General features: G+C 69.0%; 19 protein-coding genes and 1 pseudogene. 12 read left to right on the forward strand and 8 right to left on the reverse strand.

What is annotated here, in order from left to right; genetic code table 11:
* The first annotated feature begins 114 nt into the window (after positions 1–114).
* From gcvT to ABZU99_RS00335, 4 genes are all read left to right on the forward strand, one after another.
* Complete coding sequence (gcvT, locus tag ABZU99_RS00320; protein WP_355950713.1) at positions 115–1,248, forward strand: glycine cleavage system aminomethyltransferase GcvT; 1,134 nt, start codon at positions 115–117, stop codon at positions 1,246–1,248.
* A gap of 100 nt (positions 1,249–1,348) precedes the next feature.
* Positions 1,349–1,729, forward strand: a complete 381-nt coding sequence (gene gcvH, locus ABZU99_RS00325; protein WP_355950716.1) for a glycine cleavage system protein GcvH — start codon at positions 1,349–1,351, stop codon at positions 1,727–1,729.
* A 24-nt stretch (positions 1,730–1,753) separates the two neighbouring features.
* Positions 1,754–3,022, forward strand: a complete 1,269-nt coding sequence (gene glyA, locus ABZU99_RS00330; protein WP_355950719.1) for a serine hydroxymethyltransferase — start codon at positions 1,754–1,756, stop codon at positions 3,020–3,022.
* 135 nt (positions 3,023–3,157) lie between these two features.
* Positions 3,158–4,540: an L-serine ammonia-lyase gene (locus ABZU99_RS00335; RefSeq protein WP_355950722.1), complete on the forward strand. Its 1,383-nt coding sequence runs from the start codon at positions 3,158–3,160 to the stop codon at positions 4,538–4,540.
* 385 nt (positions 4,541–4,925) lie between these two features.
* Here the strand turns inward: ABZU99_RS00335 and ABZU99_RS00340 are convergent, their stop codons facing one another.
* Positions 4,926–5,279, reverse strand: coding sequence for a hypothetical protein (locus ABZU99_RS00340; protein ID WP_356044488.1), 354 nt, complete (start codon positions 5,277–5,279; stop codon positions 4,926–4,928).
* Positions 5,280–5,899: 620 nt separating this feature from the next.
* Positions 5,900–7,333 (reverse strand): serine/threonine-protein kinase, encoded by a 1,434-nt coding sequence (locus tag ABZU99_RS00345; protein ID WP_356227634.1) that lies wholly within the window; start codon positions 7,331–7,333, stop codon positions 5,900–5,902.
* 309 nt (positions 7,334–7,642) lie between these two features.
* On the opposite strand from ABZU99_RS00345, the pseudogene ABZU99_RS00350 reads away from it, so the two are divergent.
* From ABZU99_RS00350 to ABZU99_RS00365, 4 genes and pseudogenes are all read left to right on the forward strand, one after another.
* Positions 7,643–7,744: pseudogene (locus tag ABZU99_RS00350) on the forward strand (IS5/IS1182 family transposase); the annotation flags it as partial.
* 203 nt (positions 7,745–7,947) lie between these two features.
* Positions 7,948–8,241 (forward strand): tyrosine-type recombinase/integrase, encoded by a 294-nt coding sequence (locus tag ABZU99_RS00355; RefSeq protein ID WP_356227637.1) that lies wholly within the window; start codon positions 7,948–7,950, stop codon positions 8,239–8,241.
* Between the two features lie 65 nt (positions 8,242–8,306).
* On the forward strand, positions 8,307–9,758 hold the full coding sequence (locus ABZU99_RS00360) for an amidase (RefSeq protein WP_356044480.1): 1,452 nt from the start codon (positions 8,307–8,309) through the stop codon (positions 9,756–9,758).
* A 399-nt stretch (positions 9,759–10,157) separates the two neighbouring features.
* Positions 10,158–11,282 carry an aromatic acid exporter family protein gene (locus ABZU99_RS00365; RefSeq protein ID WP_355953644.1) on the forward strand — a complete coding sequence of 375 codons (1,125 nt, stop codon included), beginning with the start codon at positions 10,158–10,160 and terminating at the stop codon, positions 11,280–11,282.
* Positions 11,283–11,340: 58 nt separating this feature from the next.
* Here ABZU99_RS00365 and ABZU99_RS00370 read toward each other — a convergent pair whose 3' ends face one another.
* On the reverse strand, positions 11,341–11,511 hold the full coding sequence (locus tag ABZU99_RS00370) for a hydrophobic protein (RefSeq protein WP_355953646.1): 171 nt from the start codon (positions 11,509–11,511) through the stop codon (positions 11,341–11,343).
* A 210-nt stretch (positions 11,512–11,721) separates the two neighbouring features.
* Here ABZU99_RS00370 and ABZU99_RS00375 point away from each other — a divergent pair, with 210 nt between their 5' ends.
* The 3 genes from ABZU99_RS00375 to ABZU99_RS00385 all read left to right on the forward strand — a co-directional run bounded on the left by ABZU99_RS00375 (position 11,722) and on the right by ABZU99_RS00385 (position 13,528).
* Positions 11,722–11,898 (forward strand): CsbD family protein, encoded by a 177-nt coding sequence (locus ABZU99_RS00375; RefSeq protein ID WP_355953649.1) that lies wholly within the window; start codon positions 11,722–11,724, stop codon positions 11,896–11,898.
* A gap of 324 nt (positions 11,899–12,222) precedes the next feature.
* A complete protein-coding gene (locus ABZU99_RS00380; protein WP_356044475.1) occupies positions 12,223–12,876 on the forward strand; it encodes a glycoside hydrolase family 25 protein in 654 nt (217 codons plus the stop codon).
* Positions 12,877–13,219: 343 nt separating this feature from the next.
* Positions 13,220–13,528: a hypothetical protein gene (locus tag ABZU99_RS00385; RefSeq protein WP_355953655.1), complete on the forward strand. Its 309-nt coding sequence runs from the start codon at positions 13,220–13,222 to the stop codon at positions 13,526–13,528.
* A gap of 29 nt (positions 13,529–13,557) precedes the next feature.
* Here ABZU99_RS00385 and ABZU99_RS00390 read toward each other — a convergent pair whose 3' ends face one another.
* The 5 genes from ABZU99_RS00390 to ABZU99_RS00410 form a co-directional block, all read right to left on the reverse strand.
* A complete protein-coding gene (locus tag ABZU99_RS00390; protein WP_355953657.1) occupies positions 13,558–13,782 on the reverse strand; it encodes an EF-hand domain-containing protein in 225 nt (74 codons plus the stop codon).
* A gap of 77 nt (positions 13,783–13,859) precedes the next feature.
* On the reverse strand, positions 13,860–14,474 hold the full coding sequence (locus ABZU99_RS00395; protein WP_356044471.1) for a peptidoglycan recognition family protein: 615 nt from the start codon (positions 14,472–14,474) through the stop codon (positions 13,860–13,862).
* A 468-nt stretch (positions 14,475–14,942) separates the two neighbouring features.
* Positions 14,943–15,446: an ATP-binding protein gene (locus ABZU99_RS00400; protein ID WP_356044468.1), complete on the reverse strand. Its 504-nt coding sequence runs from the start codon at positions 15,444–15,446 to the stop codon at positions 14,943–14,945.
* A 278-nt stretch (positions 15,447–15,724) separates the two neighbouring features.
* The gene (locus ABZU99_RS00405) at positions 15,725–16,492 is read right to left on the reverse strand and encodes an enoyl-CoA hydratase-related protein (protein WP_355953665.1); all 768 of its coding nucleotides are present in this window, start codon (positions 16,490–16,492) and stop codon (positions 15,725–15,727) included.
* Positions 16,493–16,546: 54 nt separating this feature from the next.
* Complete coding sequence (locus tag ABZU99_RS00410; RefSeq protein WP_356044465.1) at positions 16,547–17,752, reverse strand: Ig-like domain-containing protein; 1,206 nt, start codon at positions 17,750–17,752, stop codon at positions 16,547–16,549.
* Between the two features lie 452 nt (positions 17,753–18,204).
* Between ABZU99_RS00410 and glgX the strand changes: the two genes are divergently transcribed.
* On the forward strand, positions 18,205–20,475 hold the full coding sequence (glgX, locus tag ABZU99_RS00415) for a glycogen debranching protein GlgX (protein ID WP_356044543.1): 2,271 nt from the start codon (positions 18,205–18,207) through the stop codon (positions 20,473–20,475).
* Positions 20,476–21,159: the final 684 nt, after the last annotated feature.

Genomic DNA, 21,159 nt, shown 5'->3' on the forward strand with positions numbered 1-21,159 from the left:
GCCGACGGCCCCCACGTTGTGAGGGGAGTCACGGCGAACCTCTCAGGTTCCGATGACAGATGGGGAGGACCGTCCCTGTCGTCGCCGCGATCCTGATCCTGGGAGCTGTGAATCATGTCCGACGCCCCGCCCACGCCCACGCCCCGCCGTACCGCGCTGGACGCGGCCCACCGTGCGCTCGGCGCCACCATGACCGACTTCGCCGGCTGGGACATGCCGCTGCGCTACGGCAGCGAGCGCGACGAGCACACCGCGGTGCGCACCCACGCCGGGCTCTTCGACCTCTCCCACATGGGTGAGATCACTCTCACCGGGCCCCAGGCGGGCCAGGCCCTGGACTACGCCCTGGTCGGCCATCTCTCGGCGCTGGCCGTGGGCCGCGCCCGCTACACCATGATCTGCGATACCGAGGGCGGCATCCTCGACGACCTGATCGTCTACCGCCTCGCCGAGCAGGAGTTCCTGGTCGTGGCGAACGCCTCCAACGCCCAGGTGGTGCTGGACGCGCTGACCGAGCGCGCCGGCGGATTCGAGACGGCCGTACGGGACGACCGCGACGCCTACGCGCTGATCGCCGTCCAGGGCCCCGAGTCCCCGGGCATCCTGAGGAGCCTCACCGACGCCGATCTCGACGGCCTGAAGTACTACGCGGGGCTCCCGGGCACCGTCGCGGGCGTCCCCGCGCTGATCGCCCGCACCGGCTACACGGGCGAGGACGGCTTCGAGCTGTTCGTCGCGCCGGACCAGGCGGAGCGGCTCTGGCAGGCGCTGACCGAGGCCGGGACCCCGGTGGGGCTGGTGCCCTGCGGTCTGTCCTGCCGGGACACGTTGCGGCTGGAGGCCGGGATGCCGCTGTACGGGCATGAGCTGTCCACCGACAGGACGCCCTTCGACGCGGGGCTCGGCCGGGTGGTGAAGTTCGAGAAGGCCGGTGACTTCGTCGGCCGCCAGGCGCTGCAGGCCGCGGCGCGCCAGGCGGAGAGCGTGACGCCGCACACACTGGTCGGCCTGGTCGCCGAGGGACGCCGGGTGCCGCGTGCCGGATACTCCGTGGTGGGCCCCGACGGGGCGCGGATCGGCCAGGTCACCTCGGGTGCGCCCTCCCCGACCCTGGGCAAGCCGATCGCCATGGCGTACGTCGAGGTGGAGCACGCCGAGCCCGGCACCAAGGGCCTGGCGGTGGACATTCGCGGCAGCCACGAGCCGTACGAGGTCGTCGCGCTCCCCTTCTACCGGCGCGGGCGCTGAGCCCCGCGGTGCCCGCGGTGTCGCGGCGCCGTATTCCACACCGTCCCACCAGTCAAGACCCGTTTCCCAAGCACTCCCCCGTATCCAGGAGAATCGGACTATGAGCAACCCCCAGCAGCTGCGCTACAGCAAGGAGCACGAGTGGCTGTCGGCCGCCGGCGAAGACGGCGTGTCGACCATCGGCATCACCGAGTACGCGGCCAACGCGCTCGGTGACGTCGTCTACGTCCAGCTCCCGGAAGTCGGCTCCACCGTTGCCGCCGGTGAGACCTGCGGCGAGCTCGAGTCCACGAAATCGGTCAGCGATCTGTACGCGCCCGTCTCCGGCGAGGTCACCGAGATCAACGAGGACGTGGTGAACGACCCGGCGCTGGTGAATTCCGCCCCCTTCGAGGGCGGCTGGCTGTTCAGGGTGAGGGTGACGGACGAGCCGGAGGACCTGCTCTCCGCCGACGAGTACACCGCCTTCGCCGAAAACTGACCCTCCTCTTCGATCGGGACCCTGATGTCGCTTCTCAACAGCTCCCTGCACGAGCTCGACCCGGACGTCGCCGCCGCCGTCGACGCCGAACTCCACCGCCAGCAGTCCACCCTGGAGATGATCGCCTCGGAGAACTTCGCTCCGGCGGCCGTCATGGAGGCCCAGGGGTCGGTCCTGACCAACAAGTACGCCGAGGGCTACCCCGGCCGCCGGTACTACGGCGGCTGTGAGCATGTCGACGTGGTCGAGCAGATCGCCATCGACCGGGTCAAGGAGCTCTTCGGCGCCGAGGCCGCGAACGTCCAGCCGCACTCGGGCGCCCAGGCCAACGCGGCCGCGATGTTCGCGCTGCTCTCCCCCGGCGACACCATCCTGGGTCTGAACCTGGCGCACGGCGGCCATCTCACCCACGGCATGAAGATCAACTTCTCCGGCAAGCTCTACAACGTGGTCCCCTACCACGTGGACGCCGAGACCGGTCTGGTCGACATGGACGAGGTCGAGCGCCTCGCCAAGGAGCACCGCCCCAAGCTCGTGATCGCGGGCTGGTCGGCCTACCCGCGCCAGCTCGACTTCGCCGCCTTCCGCCGGATCGCGGACGAGGTCGGCGCGTACCTCATGGTCGACATGGCCCACTTCGCGGGCCTGGTCGCGGCCGGGCTGCACCCCTCCCCCGTACCGCACGCCCATGTGGTGACCACCACCACCCACAAGACCCTGGGCGGCCCGCGCGGCGGTGTGATCCTCTCCACGGCCGAGCTGGCCAAGAAGATCAACTCGGCGGTCTTCCCCGGCCAGCAGGGCGGACCGCTCGAGCATGTCGTCGCGGCGAAGGCGGTCTCCTTCAAGGTCGCCGCGAGCGCGGCCTTCAAGGAGCGCCAGGAGCGGACCCTGGAGGGCGCCAAGCTGCTCGCCGAGCGCCTCACCCAGCCCGATGTGCGCGAGGCCGGCGTCTCGGTGCTGTCCGGCGGCACCGACGTCCACCTCGTCCTGGTCGACCTGCGCGACTCCGAGCTGGACGGCCGGCAGGCCGAGGACCGCCTGCACGAGGTCGGCATCACCGTCAACCGCAACGCCATCCCGAACGACCCGCGGCCCCCGATGGTCACCTCGGGTCTGCGGATCGGCACCCCGGCGCTGGCCACGCGCGGCTTCACCGCGGAGGACTTCCGCGAGGTCGCCGACATCATCGCCGAGACCCTCAAGCCGTCCTACGACGCCGAGTCGCTGAAGGCCCGGGTCACGGCGCTGGCCGACAAGCACCCGCTCTACCCCGAACTGTCGAAGAAGTAACTCTTCGCTGGACGAAGCAACACTTCGCCGGGCGAAGCAACACTTCGCCGGGCGAAGCAACTCTTCGACGTACCCGGCCACGGGGGCGCGCCCACTCTGGCGCGCCCCCCGCACCACAGACAAAGGAGTCCCCCCGTGGCCATCTCCGTCTTCGATCTCTTCTCGATCGGTATCGGTCCCTCCAGCTCCCATACGGTCGGCCCGATGCGGGCGGCGCGGATGTTCGTGCGCCGGCTGAAGAACGAGGGCGTGCTGGCCCCCACTGCCTCCGTACGCGCCGAGCTCTTCGGCTCGCTCGGCGCCACCGGCCATGGCCACGGCACCCCCAAGGCCGTCCTCCTGGGGCTGGAGGGCCACTCCCCGCGCACCGTCGACGTCGAGGCGGCCGACGGCGAGGTGGAACGTATCCGCACCACCAAGCGACTACGGCTGCTCGGCGCCGAGATCGGCGCCGCCCAGGAGATCGACTTCGACGAGTCGGCCCAGCTGGTCCTGCACCGCCGCCGGTCCCTCCCCTACCACGCCAACGGCATGACCCTGCAGGCGTACGACGCCGACGGCCACCCGCTGCTGGAGAAGACCTACTACTCGGTCGGCGGCGGCTTCGTGGTCGACGAGGACGCGGTCGGCGAAGACCGCATCAAGCTCGACGACACCGTCCTCGCCCACCCCTTCCGCACCGGCGACGAGCTGCTGCGCCGCTCCCGGGAAACCGGCCTGTCCATCTCGGCCCTGATGCTGGAGAACGAGAAGGCCTGGCGCACGGAGGCGGAGATCCGCGCCGGCTTGCTGGAGATCTGGGACGTCATGCAGTCCTGCGTCTCCCGCGGCCTGTCCCAGGAGGGCATCCTGCCCGGCGGCCTCAAGGTCCGCCGCCGCGCCGCCACCGCCGCCCGCGCCCTGCGCTCCGACGGCGACGCGACCGCCCGCGCCATGGAGTGGATCACCCTCTACGCCATGGCCGTCAACGAGGAGAACGCGGCCGGCGGCCGCGTCGTCACCGCCCCCACCAACGGCGCGGCCGGCATCATCCCCGCCGTCCTGCACTACTACACCCACTTCGTGCCCGGCGCCGACGAGGAAGGCGTCGTCCGCTTCCTCCTCGCCGCGGGCGCCATCGGCATGCTCTTCAAGGAGAACGCCTCCATCTCCGGCGCCGAGGTCGGCTGCCAGGGCGAAGTCGGCTCCGCCTGCTCCATGGCCGCCGGCGGCCTCGCCGAAGTCCTCGGCGGTTCCCCCGAACAGGTCGAGAACGCCGCCGAGATCGGCATGGAACACAACCTCGGCCTCACCTGCGACCCGGTCGGCGGCCTCGTCCAGATCCCCTGCATCGAGCGCAACGGCATGGCGGCGGTCAAGGCGGTCACCGCCGCACGTATGGCGCTGCGCGGCGACGGCCGCCACCATGTCTCCCTCGACAAGGTCATCAAGACCATGAAGGAGACGGGCGCCGACATGAAGGTCAAGTACAAGGAGACGGCGCGGGGCGGGCTCGCGGTCAACGTCATCGAGTGCTGAGGAAATAGGCCCTGACCAGCGCGTTCGCATCTTTCAGCGTTGTCAGGGCCTTCCCTGCTTACACGGCGGAAGTCCCTCGGAAGTCCCTCAGACAGGCGTGAAAGTCCCTGAAAAGTCTCTGGGATGTCCCTCGCGGCACAGGGCCCACCCGGGTGGCTGTCGGTCGTCTCAACGAGCCCAGCGCCCCGGCCTGGGACCTCTTGGCGGGTGTGGGAACGACGCAGAGCACGTTCGACAGGCTGACCTGTGCCACCCCGTGATGCACAGTCCAAGGTGTCTGTCCACCGGCTGTCCACCGGCGGAGCTGTTGCAGAGCCGCCAGAGAGACCGCTCGGATCAGCCTTGTCGATGGGAGCGGCCTACGTCCAAGGGGTCTTGAGTGGTTTCAGCGGCACGTGTAGGTGAAGGAGGCGGACACGGTATGCGGGGCAGGCGAGGTGATGAGCAGCTGTGCCTTCGCGTCGTCCGTTCCCCTGCCGTGGAATGTCCATAGCAATCGAAGTCGAGCCTCGTGCTGCCCTTTGCCGAACCGTTCTTCAAGCGGTCCTGATGAGGTGCCATCGCTGCGGTTCCATTGATAGGTGACCGTGCCCGGTTGCCCATTGGTGCCTACCACGGCGACTACTTCCGCGGTTTGGTCACAGGTGAGAGTCGCGTTGGTGTGCGCTGTCACCTTAGTGATCCGCATGTCCGGTGTATCCCGTGGCCAGAGCAAATAGATCACGACTGCGGTCAGCACCGCAGCCGCCAGACGGTACCGCCGCAACCAGTGCAGACGGCCGTGGCGTTTGCTGTGGTCTGTGCCTGGCACAGTGCCGTGCCAGGCCTCAACTGCGGCATCCCCCACCCCCGAGGGGGGTACGCCTGGGCCGAAGCGGAACACACCGGACTCATGTGCCGTGGGGACTGCCCCGACGGGTGGGGGCATGCTCTCCGTCGGTACCTCGGTGGCGCCCGATTGGCTGCTGGACCAAGCAGTGTCGAGAGCGGTGGCACAGTAGGCATGGTCGTCGGCGTTTCCACCCTGGGCTGGAGGGTGGACTCGTACAGTTTCTTGCAGGTCGGGGTCGGGCACGGTTGGCTGCAGATCCGGGTCAGACATTGTCGAGTGCGGTTCCGGGTCCGGTAAGTGCCGCGGCAAGCCTGATTCCTCGACACCGTCCGTCATTTCAGACCTCGCATGTGCATCATGGCCTCTCCCGCGCCGGCCTCAAGAGGATCAGCTCCACTTAGGTCCCTTGTTGATCAATTGCTGATGGTGGCTGTCTGATCGTCACCGCCCGGGCCATGACTCATTGGGCGCCAGCGCCAGCGCCAGGCCGGGAATGTCCTGTCCCGGCCTGGCATCGGTCATCTTGATCACCCGGGCTCGCCCTCTACCCCGGAGTCGTCGTCATGGTGGCCGCGATCAGGGGTCGTCGGCCCGGGGGTGGGAGTTCCGGAGTCGTCGCCATCATCGTCGTGACCAGGGGCCGTCGGCCCCGGGGTGGGAGCCCCGGAGTCATCGCCATCATCACCGTGACCAGGGGCCGTCGGCCCCGGGGTGGCCGGCTCAGAAGCCCCGTCGCCAGTGTCCGAACCTGTCCGTGACGGGCCTTCGGGAGCGATAGCTCCTACCGACGGTGATGGTCCACGTGTTCCGGTGTTGTCCTGACCTCCGTCGTCTGTGGAGGTGTCCTCTTTGGAGTGTGTGTCCGTCCTCCCCGAAGGACTGCTGGAGTCGTCGCCCGGGTTGAGGGTGGTGATGGCTTGTGTGTGCGCCGCCGTCTGTTCCGCGTGAGCCGCTTCTTGACCGGCCCAGCCCCCTGGCATCAAGCTCATGATCGCAGCTACCCCCAGGGCAGCCGCTCCGGCGATCAGGGCATCTCGCTTGAGGAGTTGTGTGCGGCGGCCTCCTGGTAGCACGGTGAGGGCCAGGTCCGCGGCAGCGCCTACTGGGGTCGTCTTGAGGCGTGAGAACACCAGGGGCAGCAGGGCCGCTAGGGCGGCCAGGCGGCTCTGGCCGCGCTCTTCCCAACCGGGCCCATACGCGGAAGCGGCGACCCGTTCCAATTCTTGCAGGAAGGCGGGGGCGTTCTCTGGTCGCTGTGCCGGGTCCTTGGCCATGCCGTGCAGTACCAGGCTACGCACTGCTTCTGGCACGTCGTCCATCGGCACCGGCGCGTTGACGTGCTGCGCGAGGAGTTCCCACTTCGTGCCGTTGAACGGGCGTACGCCGGTGAGGCACTCGTAGAAGGTGACAGTGGCGGCATAGACGTCAGTGGCCGCGGTGGCGGACTCATTCCTCCACTGCTCGGGGGCCATGTACGCCGGTGTGCCGTACCTGCAGTGGTCACCGGTACGCGCGGCGATACCGAAGTCCGCCAGTTTGGACTGGCCGTCCATGGTGACTAGCACGTTTTCGGGCTTGTAGTCCCGATGCACCACGCCCACGCTGTGAGCGGCGGCCAAGCCCAAGAGGGACCCTTTCAGTACTACCAGCGCGGCCTCGGGTCCGGTTGGGCCCTCCTGGCGCAGGAGCGCGCGCAGGGCAGCACCGGCGATCAGTTCCATGACGATGGCGGCGCCCTGCTGCGCTTCGACATACTCGTACAGCTGCGTCACATGAGGTGAGTTCAGACTGCTGAGGACCTTGGCCTCTGTCTGGAAGGCGGTGCGAAATGCAGTGCTCGCGCCCAGTTCTTCATTGAGATACTTGATCGCGACATGCCGGGCGGTCGCCGTGTGCAGGGCGATCACGACCCGGCCGTTGCCTCCCCTGCCCAGCTCCTGGCCGTTGGCGTAGCCGGGCACGGTCCATTCTTCAGCATGTCGTCCGGATGCCGAGTTAGCGGAATCGCTTGATCCTGTCATTACTCCCCCTGTGACCTCGGTTATCAAGTACCATAGGAATGTGCGCCAGATGAGCGCAAGCTTTAACGATCCCCATGCGGTAACAGCAGTCTGGCAGATCCGTAACTGTCCGGTGATAAAGACCTGGACCTTCAAAAGTGGTCACTTATTAGCAGCATGGAAGATCTATGGTCAACGCGCCGTTAAGGCGGTGTCCTATGTGGTGAGGGGGCATTCTGCTTCGCAATGGGGCGGGATGCGTGGAGCTGAATCGTTTCGGACGGGCTGCAGGAGATCACCAGGCCGTTGATACCAGCGGAGTGGGTACGGCTGCCACGTGGGAGGGGGTACGCCGACACACCTGATGAGACGCCTGCCGGAGGCTGCGGCTCTGAGCACGGGGGAGGTCTGATTGCCCGCACGTGCCCACTTGCTCGGCCGATTCGGTCGCCCGGAATGGCGTCCTGAACCACGGTCCTGCCGGTGTCCAGCGCCTTCGGGGTGGTGCGGACGGTCCGCTCGGTCAGTGCCTCCTCAGGCCTGATCCGGAGTCCTTACCGTCTGCCCAGCGCGATGTGACGGCCGCCTGTCCGCGGCTGGAGACGAGGGCGTCCTTCGAGCTGTCCCGTGAGGACATGTTCCACGTGCTACGCCACTCGGGGTTGACCCACGCTGCGGAGAAGGGCGCGTCCACGCCGGTGCTGATGAAGCTGTCCGGGCATACGTCGGTTCGCGGCCTAGCGAAGTACGCGCGGGTGTCCGATGAAGGTCTCCTGAACTCCCAGGCCGACACCGATCCCGCCGCGCGTCGCCATCGCCGGCGGTCGGGCGAATGTCTGTGGCCGGAGAGGAACATGATGAGTATTTAGACGTCCATCCCGTTGCGCGAAGCGGCATTTCATGACCTGTTGCAGAGGCCGGTACGGTCGGATTCATGGAGTGGAATTTTCAGACGGCCGAAAAACTCGCGGCTGCCTTGCGTGCCGGTGAAGTGACCTCGGCGGAACTGACCGACGAGGCGATCGCCCGTATCGAGCGGGACGACAAGGCGATCAACGCGATCTGTGTGCCGGACTTCGACCGTGCACGGGCCGCCGCGCGCGGTGCCGACCAGGCGCGGGCCCGCGGTGAGGACCGCCCACTGCTCGGCATTCCGGTGACGGTCAAAGAGTCCTACAACATCGCCGGGCTGCCCACGACCTGGGGCATGCCGCAACACCGGGACTATGTGCCGGCCGAGGACGCGATACAGGTGTCGCGGCTCAAGGCCGCAGGCGCGGTGGTGCTCGGTAAGACCAATGTGCCCTTGGGGCTGCAAGATATCCAGAGCTTCAACGAGATCTACGGCACCACCAACAACCCGTGGGACCACGCTCGCACGCCGGGCGGATCCTCCGGTGGATCAGCGGCGGCCCTGGCGTCCGGATTCGGCGCGCTGTCCATCGGCTCCGACCTCGCCGGTTCGCTGCGCACCCCCGCGCATTTCTGCGGCATCTATGCGCACAAGCCGACACTCGGACTGGCGGCAACCCGCGGCATGGTCGCGCCGTCGGCACCGCCATTGCCGGTCGACCTCGAACTCGCCGTCGTCGGTCCGATGGCGCGCACTGCCCGCGACCTCACGCTCCTGCTCGACGTCATGGCCGGACCGGACCCGTTGACGCTCGGCGTGGCGCACCACTTGAGGTTGCCGCCCGCGCGCCACGAACGGCTCCGCGACTTCCGGGTCTTGATCCTCGACGAACATCCGCTCATTCCGACCGGGTCCGCTGTGCGGGCGAGCGTGAACCGAGTCGCCGACGCGCTTGTCGACGGCGGCGCCCACGTCGAACGGCACAGTCCGCTGCTACCCGATCTGACCGAGGCCGGGACGCTCTACAGCCAGTTGCTGGTTTCGGGCTCCGTCGCACGTTTTCCCGTCGAACCGTACGATCGGCTGCGGACCCGCGCCGCCGGACTGAGCGCGGAGGACCAGAGTCTCGACGCGGCACGGCTGCGCGCCATGGTGTTCAGCCACCGCGACTGGCTCCAGGCGAACAACCGCCGCGAACTGCACCGCCACGGCTGGCGGCAACTGTTCGCCGAGTTCGATGCCGTGGTGTGCCCGATCACGCCCACTCCCGCGTTCCCGCACGACCACAACCCCAATCCGCTGGAGCGCCGGATCGACATCGACGGCGTCGAGTACCCGTACTTCGACCAGCTCGTCTGGGCCGGTCTGGCCACCATGCCCGGCCTGCCCGCCACCGCCGTACCAGCGGGCCGGTCCCCCGAGGGTCTGCCGGTGGGAGTGCAGCTCATCGGTCCGATGTTCGAGGACCGCACCCCGCTGCGGCTGGCCGAACTGCTCGAGCAGAAGATCGGCGGCTTCCAGGCACCGAAGTAGGGCGTACTACCGGGTGTCCGTCGAGGACGAGGTGCGGATCACGACGAGATCCTCCGAATGCGCGCAGTCGCTGCCCGGAACGCGAATGTCACCCGCCTCCCGCAACACGACAGAAGGTCGCCGGACCATGCTGACACAACACGCGACAGCGAAGTCGATCACAGCATCGACCGGGTCGGGGACGCCAGGACCGCCAGCTGTGCCACGCCGTACAAGGTCGCTACGAGCATGAGTAACGCCATGCCCCACCCCACCCCCCAAACGGTCGTACGACCGGGGTCGCGAGGCCAGGGGAGGAGCGGGAGGATGGACAAGGCGGCCATGGTCAACGTCTCACGCGGCCTGCGGTAGAGATCGCCGCGAGGGGGAACCCCAAGCGGGATGTGGGAGAAGCTACAAATGCGGAGCCTGTCCGCCCAGACCTTGCTGCTGATCGGGAAGAGCACGCTGGCGGCCACCCTCGCCTGGTTCATCGCGAATGATCTGCTGCAGGCCCAGTCCCCGGCGTTCGCCCCGTTTTCCGCGGTCCTGATCATGCACGTGACCGTGTACCAGTCGATCGCCCAGTCACTGCGCTATGTGGCCGCGGTGATCACCGGGGTGGGTGTGCAGGCCGCGCTCGGCTTCCTGGCCGGTCCCAGCCTGGTGACCTTCGCCGTGGTCGCCGCCATCGCGATGACCATCGGACAGTGGAAGGCGCTGGGGGAACAGCGGTCCCAGGTGACCACGGCCGCGTTCTTCGCGTACTCCACCTACTCCGCCGCGACGAACAACCTGGAGGGCGCCAGCCAGCTGGGGCAGATCATTCTGCTGGTCCTCATCGGCTGCTCGCTCGGCGTCCTGGTGAATGTCCTGATCATGCCGCCGCTGCGGTATCGCAGCGCCGAGTACGGCATCCGGACCCTGGCCGGGGCGCTCGCCGACCTGCTGCACCATTTGGGCCCGGACTTGCGCGAGAGTGAGCTCACCGAGGAGCGCGCACGGCAATGGCGCAAGCTCTGCGAGTACGCCCAGTCGCTGGTCGCGCAGGCGAGGTCGGGTCTGAAGACGGCTGAGGAGAGCGTGCCGTTCAACCCGCGCCGGCTGCTGCCGCGCCATCGCGGGCGCACCTCGTTCGAGGGGTACCGCACCGTGCTGGATGCGCTGGAGCGTGCCGCCTACCAGCTGTCGTCGCTGATCAGGAGCCTGGAGCGGTGGCGCGAGGAGGAGCGGAGCTACTCGTACCGGCAGTTCCTGCGCTGCTACGGGGTCTTCCTCGGGACACTGGAGGAAATCACGCGGGTCCTGGCGGAACTGAACGAGGCCGACCTCCGCGACCAGGCCGCCCGCCTGTGCGAGCTGACCGAGGAAGCACAGCGGCAGCGCCGCACCGTCGCCGAGCAGGCGGAACACGACGAACTGCCGCTGGCCGATCCCACGCGGCCCTACGGGGCGCTGGTCATCGAGGCCACCCGGCTGACGGAGGAGTACCAGAACACCTGCGACATCCTCCAGACGTCCGCCGACGCCATCCGGCGGGGGTGACACACGCGGAAGGCCCGGACCTCACAGGGTCCGGGCCTTCCGCGTGTCGCGCGGGGAACTACCAGCGATACCAGCGGCTTCGCCGGCCGCCCGCACCCGTGGTGCGAACAATGAAACCGAGCAGCCATACGACGAGCACGATGACGGCGATCCACCACAGTGCCTTCAGAGCGAATCCGGCACCGAAGAGAAGCAGGGCGAGCAGAAGGACCAGAAGCAAGGGAACCATGTATATCAACCTCCAGCCCGACGTGTGCCCTGCGAATTGAAGCCCACACCCGGAAATCTGCGCGTTTTTATCGGCCATCCAGGGGAACCAGTGAAGGTTTCCGCGACCTCGGTCCATGGACCGCGCTGCCGTGGCGCATGTTTGCGTGTGCCCCGCGCGGTTATCCGGGGGGTTGAGCACCGCTGTCGAGACCCAAGGGATGTGAGTGCGGTGGCTGCTGAGAAGAAGGCCAAGGGGAAGGCCGAGGAGCTCAAGGGCAAGGCCAAGGAGGCCGTCGGGCGTGCCACGGGCAACGAACGACTGACGGCCGAGGGCCGAGCCCAGCAGGCCAAGGGCGATACACGGCAGGCGAAGGAGAAAATGAAGGACGTCTTCCGTCGCCGCTGAGGGTTGCCGCCGAGGTCCCACCTCATTGACGAAAGGCCCGCCGCACCCGGGGAAGGGTGCGGCGGGCCTCGCCTTTTTCCGGTGACGCAAATGAACGCGAGGTATTCACACAGAGAACTCTGATAACTTCCGCCCCGAGGGGCGCGGAAGCGGGTCGAGCTCATAGCATGCCCGGGGCGGAGAATCTCGACTTTCCCATCGTTATCCACCGTTTGTGGAAACGGCGCGCGCGACGCCGTCCCCGTTGCATAGGGTCCTGGACCGGGCATGACAAGGGAGCACGTCCCTTTTTCCATCTCACTCTCCCCCCATGAGGCAGGCACTATGCTCCACGGCATCGACGTGAGTTCGCACCAGTCCAGCTTCGACCCGGACGGTCTGGCGTTCGTCTTCATCAAGGCCACCGAGGGACGCTCGTACATCAACCCGAAGCAGTCGTCCCAGGCGGCCCGCGCGCGCGAGGCGGGGTGCGTCGTCGGCTTCTACCACTTCCTGTGGCCGGGCGACATCGCGGCGCAGGCACGCTACTTCGTCGAGAAGTGCGCGTCCAGGCAGCACGATCTGCTCGCCGTGGACTGGGAGACCACCGGTTCGGGCACTCGCGCCGGCAACGCCGAGAAGGACCGGTTCATCCGGGAGGTCAAGAAGCTGCGGCCCACGCACCGCGTGATGCTGTACTGCAACCGGAACTTCTGGCTCAACCACGACACCACGTCCTACGCCGGGGACGGGTTGTGGATCGCGGACTATGTGACGGCGGGCAAGCCGCGGATCAAGGCGAAGTGGCGGATCCACCAGTACACCGACCGACCGCTCGACAAGGACGTCGCCAACTTCTCCAGCAAGGCCGCGCTCAAGGCATGGGCCAACCCGGGCACTGCGGCGCTCAGCGCCGAAGAAGCCGCGGAAGCCGAAGAAGCCGCGGAAGCCGAGGACACCACCGCGGGCGTGGAGGAGCCGCTGGAGAGCGAGGCGTAGGACGGCCGGACGGCCCCGTAAGAGGCGGTGCCTTCCACGCCGACCGCGGTCACGTGGCCGTATGCGGTCAGGAAGGCCAGGGCCGCGGCGTATCCGGCGGTGGTCGTCGTGAACTCGGCGTCTGCGAGGTGGCCGCCGTTGTCGCTGATGACCGCGATGTGGAGGGTGTCGGCGTGGGAGTCGACCCCTTCCGGCCGACGGTGTCCTGTGCGACCGCTGCTGTCATGCTGGTGACGCCTTCCATAGCCGGAGGTGGGCGCCCGCCGGGTGGCGCAGACAGGACATTGAGGGGGCTTCTGGCCAAGCAATATCAATGTCAGTGGGTGCGCCTACGCTGCCCGGTATGAGCTACGCAGATCTGCGCGAACTCCGCAGCGCGCTCACCACCGCGTCCGATATCGCCTTCTCGCTCGACACCGCACCTTCCGGCCAGGAGACCGAGCTGCTCACCGACGCCCTGCGCCGGGCACTGGCCGCGGCGGGCGCGCTGACCGCCGAGCACGGTGCGACGGGCTGCGCCGAGCATCCTCGCGGGGCCGTCGATCCGCTGTACGGGGACGCGGAGGATCCGCTGCCGCCCGGCTACGGCCGCTGTCTGCTGTGCAACGACCGCAGACGGCGGGCGAGCGCACAGCGGCGCGGCTGGCGCTGACGCGCCGGCAGCGCCGCCATGCGGCCCGGTCAGCCGTTCTTGTTCTTGTTCTGGGCAGCCCAGAACTCGTCGAAGGTGAGCAGCCCGTCACCGTTGCCGTCATGGGCGTTGATGACGGCCTGGGCGACGGGCTCCGTGACATACGGGTCCCCCAGTTGCGCCATCACGCTCTTGTACTCGGCCGCGGTGATCTGGCCGTCACCGTTGAGGTCGTACCGCTCGAACGCCTTGCGCGCCGCCTCGATGTCCGCCACCTGTTCCGGCCCCTTCCGTGTGTGTGTTCTGACCCGCACAGATTAGCGGTCGATGAGCGGCGGCCCGCCGGACGCGTTCAGGCCCCGTTGACCAGGTCCATATAGCGGTCCCAGTCCCACAGCGGGCCCGGGTCGGTGTGGTCGGTGCCGGGGACCTCCACATGGCCGATGATGTGGGCGCGGGTCCTGGGGATGCCGTAGCGGTCGCAGACGGCCGCGGTCAGGGCCGCGGACGAGGCGTACATCTCGTCCGTGAACCAGTGGGGTTGGTCCACCCAGCCCTCGTGCTCGATGCCGATGCTGCGGTTGTTGTAGTCCTTGCTGCCCGCGTGCCAGGCGACGTCCTTCTCCCGCACGAACTGGCCGATGTAGCCGTCGGCCGAGGCGACCATGTAGTGGGCGGAGACCTGCTTGGCCGGGTCCTGGAAGATCTTCATCGCGTCCGGGAAGGTCTCCTGTGTCACATGGATGACGATGAAGTCGATCGGATACGAGGTCGGGCGGCTGGAGACGCGGTAGTTGGAGGTGGAGGCCGGGATCCAGTGGGTGGGGGGATAGGCGGCGGCCCGGCGGCGGTACCTGTCGCCGGCGTGGGCGGGGGTGGTGGTGGCGAGTCCGATAGCGGCGGTGGCGAGACAGGCGCCCGAGCGGAAAAGGGTGCGACGGGTGGGGGTGCGGCCGTGCGCTTCCATGGGGGGTCTCCCGATTGCGTAGCGTGGCAAGGGAAGTGACGCGTGAGGGTGCGGCGTTTTGGGTGTGACGCGCGTAGCGCGATTCCATGGTGGACGGCCGACAGGGCCATGCCAAGGACCGGCGGGCAAAGAAAGATTTCGCGTCACGGTCTGGACCACTGGAAATTCGCAGGCCAGAAGTGGACAACGAAGGAAAGATGTCCCCCTACTCGCCATTAACAAGGCAAGTGTTACAGCTCACCTTGGATTGGCTTGGAGGTGATCTAGGACGTCTGCGATAGTCGGGGCCGCGACCCCCATTGACCCGGGCCAGGTCGTTCCCCCATATGCCGCGGAGCACACCCCTTCCGCTCCACGGCCGGGGACGGAAGAGGTCCCCGTACCGTCGCCCGCCGACGGCGCAGGGACCTCTTTCGTACGCCGGGTCGGCTCGCCGCCTCTTTCGTACGCCGGGTCGGCTCGCCGGGCTCAGCCCTCGGTCACCCGCATCTCGAACCATGTCGTCTTGCCGCAGGGCAGCAGATCCACGCCCCACCGCTGGGAGAGCTGATCCACCAGCATCAGCCCGCGCCCGCTGGTGTCGAGCTCACCCACCGGCAGCAGACACGGCAGCCCGCGGGACGGATCGCGGACCTCGACCCGGATCCAGCCGCGGCGCCGCAGCATTCGCAGCCCGAAGGTGCGGGCACCGGTGTGCCGTACGGCGTTGCCGACGAGCTCGGACACCAGCAGCACCGTGTACTCGGCGAGCTGGGAGGCCAGCCCCCAGTCCCGCACAACGATGAATTCGGCCAACCGGCGGGCCGTTCCCGCGGATTCGGGACGGGACGGCAGCCGCACCTCCTCGACCGCAGGGTTCCCGAAGAGTTCGAGCGCCCTGAGAACCGGATCGTCCTCGACGGACGGCATCCGCCGAACCGCAGCCGTACCAGTGCGCTGCTGCGGCTGCTCCATTCCCTCCAAGCCCGCCATGCCCCCCATCATGGCCGCCCGAAAAGCCGTCCGGGGCGGAACCATAGGATTCCGAACACCGGAGCCCCAGGCTCCACAAACCGGTTCCGACATATGCCAATGGCAGTCAGGAGGCCAAAGCACCCTGCCTGACCAGCGATGTCAGTACGCGTACGCGTGATCACCCACCGTACCCGAACCGGTCGTCCAAGGATGAACCGATGGCGAAGAAAATTCGCTCGCACGGGGCATACGCGACCCGTGATCCCCGGCCGGTGGGGGGCGCAACCCGCTCGTCCTCAGGCGAACTTCGCCTTGCCCGGGCCGTCCTCGACGAAGCTCCGCATCCCGGTCTGACGGTCCTCGGTGGCGAACAGCCCGGCGAACCAGGTGCGTTCAATGGCGAGGCCGGTGTCCACGTCCGTCTCAAGGCCCCGGTCCACCGACTCCTTGGCCGCACGCAGCGCGATCGCCGGCCCCTGTGCGAGCTTCGCGGCCCAGGCGTGGGCCTGCTCATAGACCTCCCCGTCCGGCACCACCCGGTCGACCAGGCCGATGGCGAGCGCCTCGTCGGCCTTCACCTGACGGCCCGTGAAGATGAGGTCCTTGGCCTTGGACGGGCCGACCAGCCGGGCGAGCCGCTGGGTGCCGCCGGCGCCGGGGATCAGGCCGAGCAGAATCTCGGGCTGGCCGAGCTTGGCGGTCTCGGCGGCGATCCGGAAGTCGGCGCACAGCGCCAGCTCGCAGCCGCCGCCCAGCGCGTAGCCGGTCACCGCGGCGACAACGGGCTTGGGGATCCGGGCGACGGCGGTGAAGGAGTCCTGGAGGTCGCCGGAGCGGGCCACCATCGCGGCGTGATCCATCTCCCGCATCTCCTTGATGTCCGCACCCGCCGCGAACACCTTCTCACCGCCCCACAGGACCACGGCGCGTACGTCGTCGCGGCGGGTCACCTCGCCGGCGAGCTCCCTGAGCCGGTCCTGGGTGGCGGTGTCGAGCGCGTTCATCGGCGGGCGGTCGAGGCGGAAGGTGGCGACGCCGTCGGCGATCTCGAGATGCACAGTCATGGCCGCAGGTTAGCGCTCGCTAACGGGAAGCGGGCGACTGGGACCACGCCTGTCCTACGCCTTCCACTTGTTCCAGGACATGTTCCAGCCGTTGAGGCCGTTCCCCGGCTGGATGGTCTCATCGTGCGAGTTCTTCACGATGACCACATCGCCGAGGATCGACTTGCGGAAGAACCAGGACGCCGCGGTGGACGAGTCGCCGCCGCCGCGCTGGTCGAACAGGCCCACACAGCCGTGGCTGACGTTGGCCGAGCCGAAGGTGGCCCGGCCCGCCCAGTAGTTGCCGTGGATGAAGGTGCCGGAGTCCGACAGCCGCATCGCATGCGGCACGTCCTTGATGTCGTACTCGCCGTCGAAGCCGACGGTGGCGCCGTCCATACGGGTCACGGGGTGCTTCTCGCTGATCACCATCATGCCGTTGTAGGTCTCGTGGCCGGGCGCGCCCGAGGTGATCGGCAGGCTCTTGATGGTCTTGCCGTCCCGTTTGACCGTCATCTTCTTGGACTTGGCGTCGACCACGGAGATCTGGCTGCGGCCGATCGTGAACGACACGGACCTCTTCTGCTCGCCGTAGACTCCCGGCCTGCCCTCGACACCGTCGAGGTCCATGCTCACCGTCACCTTGGTGCCGGGCTTCCAGTACTTCTGCGGCCGGAAGTCCAGCCGGTCGTTGCCGAACCAGTGGCCCTCGATGGGGACCGACGGCGAGGCGCTGACCTTGATCCCCTTCTCCACGGCCCCCGGGTGGGTGATCCCCCGGTTGAAGCGGAGCGAGACCGGCATGCCGACGCCGACCGTCGAGCCGTCCTCCGGGGTGTAAACGCCCACGAAGGTCTCCTTGGGACGCAGCGTGGTGAACGTCGTGTGCTTGGCCGCCGTACGGCCCGCGGCATCCTTGGCGACGGCGTCCACCGTGTACGTCGTGTCCGCGCGGAGGCGGTCGTCCGGCCGCCAGCTGCGGCCGTCCTTCCCGACCTTGCCCGCGATCGGACGCCCCTTGGAGTCCTCGACCTTGACCGAGGCCAGCCGCCCCTTGGCCGAGGTGACCTTGAGCGTCCCGCTGGTGTCCACGCCCTTCGCCCCGTTCTTCGGCGCGATCGTCACCACGGCCTGGGACGCCTTCCGTTCGGCGGCGCCCTTGCCGTCCTCGCCCTTCTTTCCGTCGTGGCCGGAGCCGCCGCCTCCGCCGCACGCCGCCACCAGCGTCAACAACGCCCCGAGCAACAGCGCGGAGAGTCCCCTGCGACCCCGTGCCGTCACAACCGCCGCAACCCCAGATATCGGTCGCACCCTCACCACAGCTCTCCCCTCCCGCAGGGCCGCGCCCCCGCGGCAACCCCGGTCACGCGCGCATGCGCGCATGGCGATAGGTAATCACACCGGGGTGATCCTGAACTCCCCCTGATGGTCACGGTTCAGTCCCGGGTGGGAGCGGTCACCGCGGCAATCGGCCGAGGTGCGTCGCGCACAAGCCCCGGCAGGGTGAGGGGCGGTGGGATTGCGGGCAGAACAGCTCCGAGGGCGGGGGCCTGCCCGTGCGGCACGGGACGCCGCGAGGACCGGCACCCGCCATGAGGCGCTGCCCGCCGCGCCCCGGCCGGGGGTGGCGGCGCGAGAGTCGCGAGCCGCCGGAGGCCGACGTGTCCAAAGCAGCCGAGCAGGAGACGGCGACGAGCGAACCGCCGGAGCCGGACGCGGGCCTCGCCGGCCCCGTGTCCGTCGCGACCGTCTCCGCCGGCCTCGCCGGGCGTCGCCGCGCCGCGCCGCCGCCCGCCGCCCCATCCGGCGCACCGGCGCCGGCCCCCACCGCCTGGCCGGGCAGCCCGGAGCCGCTGGGGGCGCGGGTGGGCCTGGGCCCGGGCGGGGTGCCGGGCACCAACTTCGCGTTGTGGGCGGGCGGTGCGGAGGCCGTCGAGCTGTGCCTGTTCGACGACGACGGGGCCGAGACCCGCTGTCCGCTCGCCGAGCCCACCCATGGGGTCTGGCACGGCTTCGTGCCCGGCGTCCTGCCCGGCCGGCGGTACGGCTACCGCGTGCACGGCCGCTGGGACCCCTGGACGGGCGCCCGCTGGAACCCGGCGAAGCTGCTGCTGGACCCCTATGCCCGCGCCGTGGACGGCGACTTCGCGCTGCCCGCCGAGGTCTACGGGCATGTCCGGGACTGGCCGCAGCAGCATGTCGCCGACACCGTGAGGGACGACCGCGACTCCGCCCCGTACGTCCCCAAGGGCGTGGTCGTCGGCGACGACGCCGGCGGTCCGTCCGGCGCGGGGGCCGACCGCCCCCACACCCCCTGGGCCGAGTCGGTCATCTACGAGCTGCATGTACGCGGCTTCACCATGCGCCACCCCGGCGTCCCGCCCGAGCTGCGCGGCACCTACGCCGGGCTCGCGCACCCGGCCGCGCTCGAGCACCTCACGCGGCTCGGGGTCACGGCGGTCGAACTGCTGCCGGTGCATCAGTTCGCCCATGAGGACCATCTGCTGCGACGGGGCCTGCGCAACTACTGGGGCTACAACTCCATCGGCTACTTCGCCCCGCACAGCGCCTATGCCGCCTCGGGCACCCGCGGCCAGCAGGTCGGCGAGTTCCGGAGGATGGTGCGCGCGCTGCACGCCGCCGGGATCGAGGTAATCCTCGACGTCGTCTACAACCACACCGCCGAGGGCGGGGAGCTCGGCCCCACGCTCTCGCTGCGCGGCATCGACAACCGCGGCTACTACCGCCTCCAGCAGGACCCGCGCCGCTACGCCGACTTCACCGGCTGCGGAAACACCCTGCACACCGTCCAGCCGCAGGTGCTCCGGCTGATCACGGACTCGCTGCGCTACTGGGTGACGGAGATGGGCGTGGACGGCTTCCGGTTCGACCTCGCCAGCGCGCTGGCCCGCTCCGCGCACGGCGTCGACATGCTCTCCCCCTTCCTCGCCGCGGTCGCGCAGGACCCGGTGCTGCGCCGCGTCAAGCTGATCGCGGAGCCGTGGGACGTGGGCTCCGGCGGCTATCAGGTGGGCGCGTTCCCGCCCCTGTGGGCCGAGTGGAACGACCGCTACCGCGATGCCGTACGGGACTTGTGGCGCGGGGCGCTGCCCGACGTGCGCGACCTCGGCTACCGGCTGTCCGGCTCCAGCGATCTGTACGCCTGGGGCGGCCGCCGCCCGTACGCCTCGGTCAACTTCATCACCGCCCACGACGGCTTCACCCTGCGCGATCTGGTCTCCTACGAGCGCAAGCACAATGAGGCCAACGGGGAGGGCAACCGCGACGGCACCCAGGACAACCGCTCCTGGAACTGCGGTGCCGAGGGCGAGACCGACGACCCGCGGGTGCGCGCGGTGCGCCGCCGCCAGCTGCGGGGGCTCCTGGCCACCCTGCTGCTGTCCACCGGGGTGCCGATGCTCGTCGCGGGCGACGAACTGGGCCGCACCCAGGGCGGCAACAACAATGCCTACTGCCAGGACAACGAGACCGGCTGGATCGACTGGTCGCTGCCCCAGGACCCCGGCTGGCAGGCCCTCACCGACCTCACCACCCGCCTCATACGGCTGCGCCGCGCCCACCCCGTGCTGCGGCGCCCCGCCTTCTTCTCCGGCCGCGCCCGGCCCCCGGACGGGCTGCGCGACCTCGCCTGGTTCACCCCGCGCGGCACCGAGATGACCGAATCCGACTGGTACGCGCCGACGACCGCCCTCGGCGTCCGTCTCTGCGGCAGCGACCTCCCGGAGCGCGATCCGCGCGGGGCTCCGGTCACCGACGACAGCTTTCTGCTGCTGCTGCACGCGGGTCCGCAGCCGCTCACCTTCACCCTGCCCGGTCCTCCGTGGGCCTTCGGGTACGAACTCCTGGTCGACACGGCGCGCGAGGACCAGGACGCGCCCCCCGGCACACACCACCCCGCGGGCACCCCGATCGAGCTTCCCGAGCGCTCGGTACTGCTGCTGCGCGTCCTTCCGGCCGCGGACCTACGCCAGAAAACCGAGTGAGCACTGTCAGTGGCGGGCCGGCGCCGGCTGGCCGCCTTCGCCGCGCCCTGTTCGCCGATCAGGCGTGGCGGGACAGCCTGGTGTGAGCCCAGGGCGCCGCCTCACTCGCCGACGGTGCCGTCGGCCAGTTCCCGTACGACATCGAGCTGTCCGGCGTGGCGGGCGTACTGCTCCTCGAACGGGCCCGCACCTCGGCGGGTGACACGCCATGGGCGCCCCAGGCTCGTCCACCGCCGCGGCGAGGAGCCCCCAGCGCAGCCGGCGCCGTTCGGGCATGCCGGTGATGCACGGGCTGTGACAGAGCGGTGTGGCTCGAACTGGCCGCAGGGCACCGGCATCCGGATACGGCACACATGTCAACGGACGCTTTCCGGACAATTTCTTGTCGCGGTCCTGACAGGTCGAGTCCACTGGTGGCACTCTTCCCTCGGCCGAGGGACAGCAGTACGACAGCTTCGCTGTACCCAGAGCCACAGCCACCCCCCACACCCCCTGGTCGCACCGCGGGGCTCGCCCAGTCGCTCGTCCGCGGCAGAGCGAACCCCACAACCCAGGAGGTACCCCCCGTCGCACCGCGGGGCTCGCCCGGTCGCTCGTCCGCGGCAGAGCGAACCCCACAACCCAGGAGGTACCCCCCGTCGCACCGCGGGGCTCGCCCGGTCGCTCGTCCGCGGCAGAGCGAAC

The organism is Streptomyces sp. NPDC005266, from assembly GCF_040607655.1.
In the GTDB taxonomy this organism is placed as follows: domain Bacteria; phylum Actinomycetota; class Actinomycetes; order Streptomycetales; family Streptomycetaceae; genus Streptomyces.

Bases quoted from the DNA above. Each gene is read 5' to 3' on its own strand.
- gcvT (WP_355950713.1), top strand. From the start codon at position 115: ATGTCCGACGCCCCGCCCACGCCCACGCCCCGCCGTACCGCGCTGGAC.
- gcvH (WP_355950716.1), top strand. From the start codon at position 1,349: ATGAGCAACCCCCAGCAGCTGCGCTACAGCAAGGAGCACGAGTGGCTG.
- glyA (WP_355950719.1), top strand. From the start codon at position 1,754: ATGTCGCTTCTCAACAGCTCCCTGCACGAGCTCGACCCGGACGTCGCC.
- ABZU99_RS00360 (WP_356044480.1), top strand. From the start codon at position 8,307: ATGGAGTGGAATTTTCAGACGGCCGAAAAACTCGCGGCTGCCTTGCGT.
- ABZU99_RS00365 (WP_355953644.1), top strand. From the start codon at position 10,158: ATGCGGAGCCTGTCCGCCCAGACCTTGCTGCTGATCGGGAAGAGCACG.
- ABZU99_RS00370 (WP_355953646.1), bottom strand. From the start codon at position 11,511: ATGGTTCCCTTGCTTCTGGTCCTTCTGCTCGCCCTGCTTCTCTTCGGT.
- ABZU99_RS00380 (WP_356044475.1), top strand. From the start codon at position 12,223: ATGCTCCACGGCATCGACGTGAGTTCGCACCAGTCCAGCTTCGACCCG.
- ABZU99_RS00385 (WP_355953655.1), top strand. From the start codon at position 13,220: ATGAGCTACGCAGATCTGCGCGAACTCCGCAGCGCGCTCACCACCGCG.
- ABZU99_RS00395 (WP_356044471.1), bottom strand. From the start codon at position 14,474: ATGGAAGCGCACGGCCGCACCCCCACCCGTCGCACCCTTTTCCGCTCG.
- ABZU99_RS00400 (WP_356044468.1), bottom strand. From the start codon at position 15,446: ATGGCGGGCTTGGAGGGAATGGAGCAGCCGCAGCAGCGCACTGGTACG.
- ABZU99_RS00405 (WP_355953665.1), bottom strand. From the start codon at position 16,492: ATGACTGTGCATCTCGAGATCGCCGACGGCGTCGCCACCTTCCGCCTC.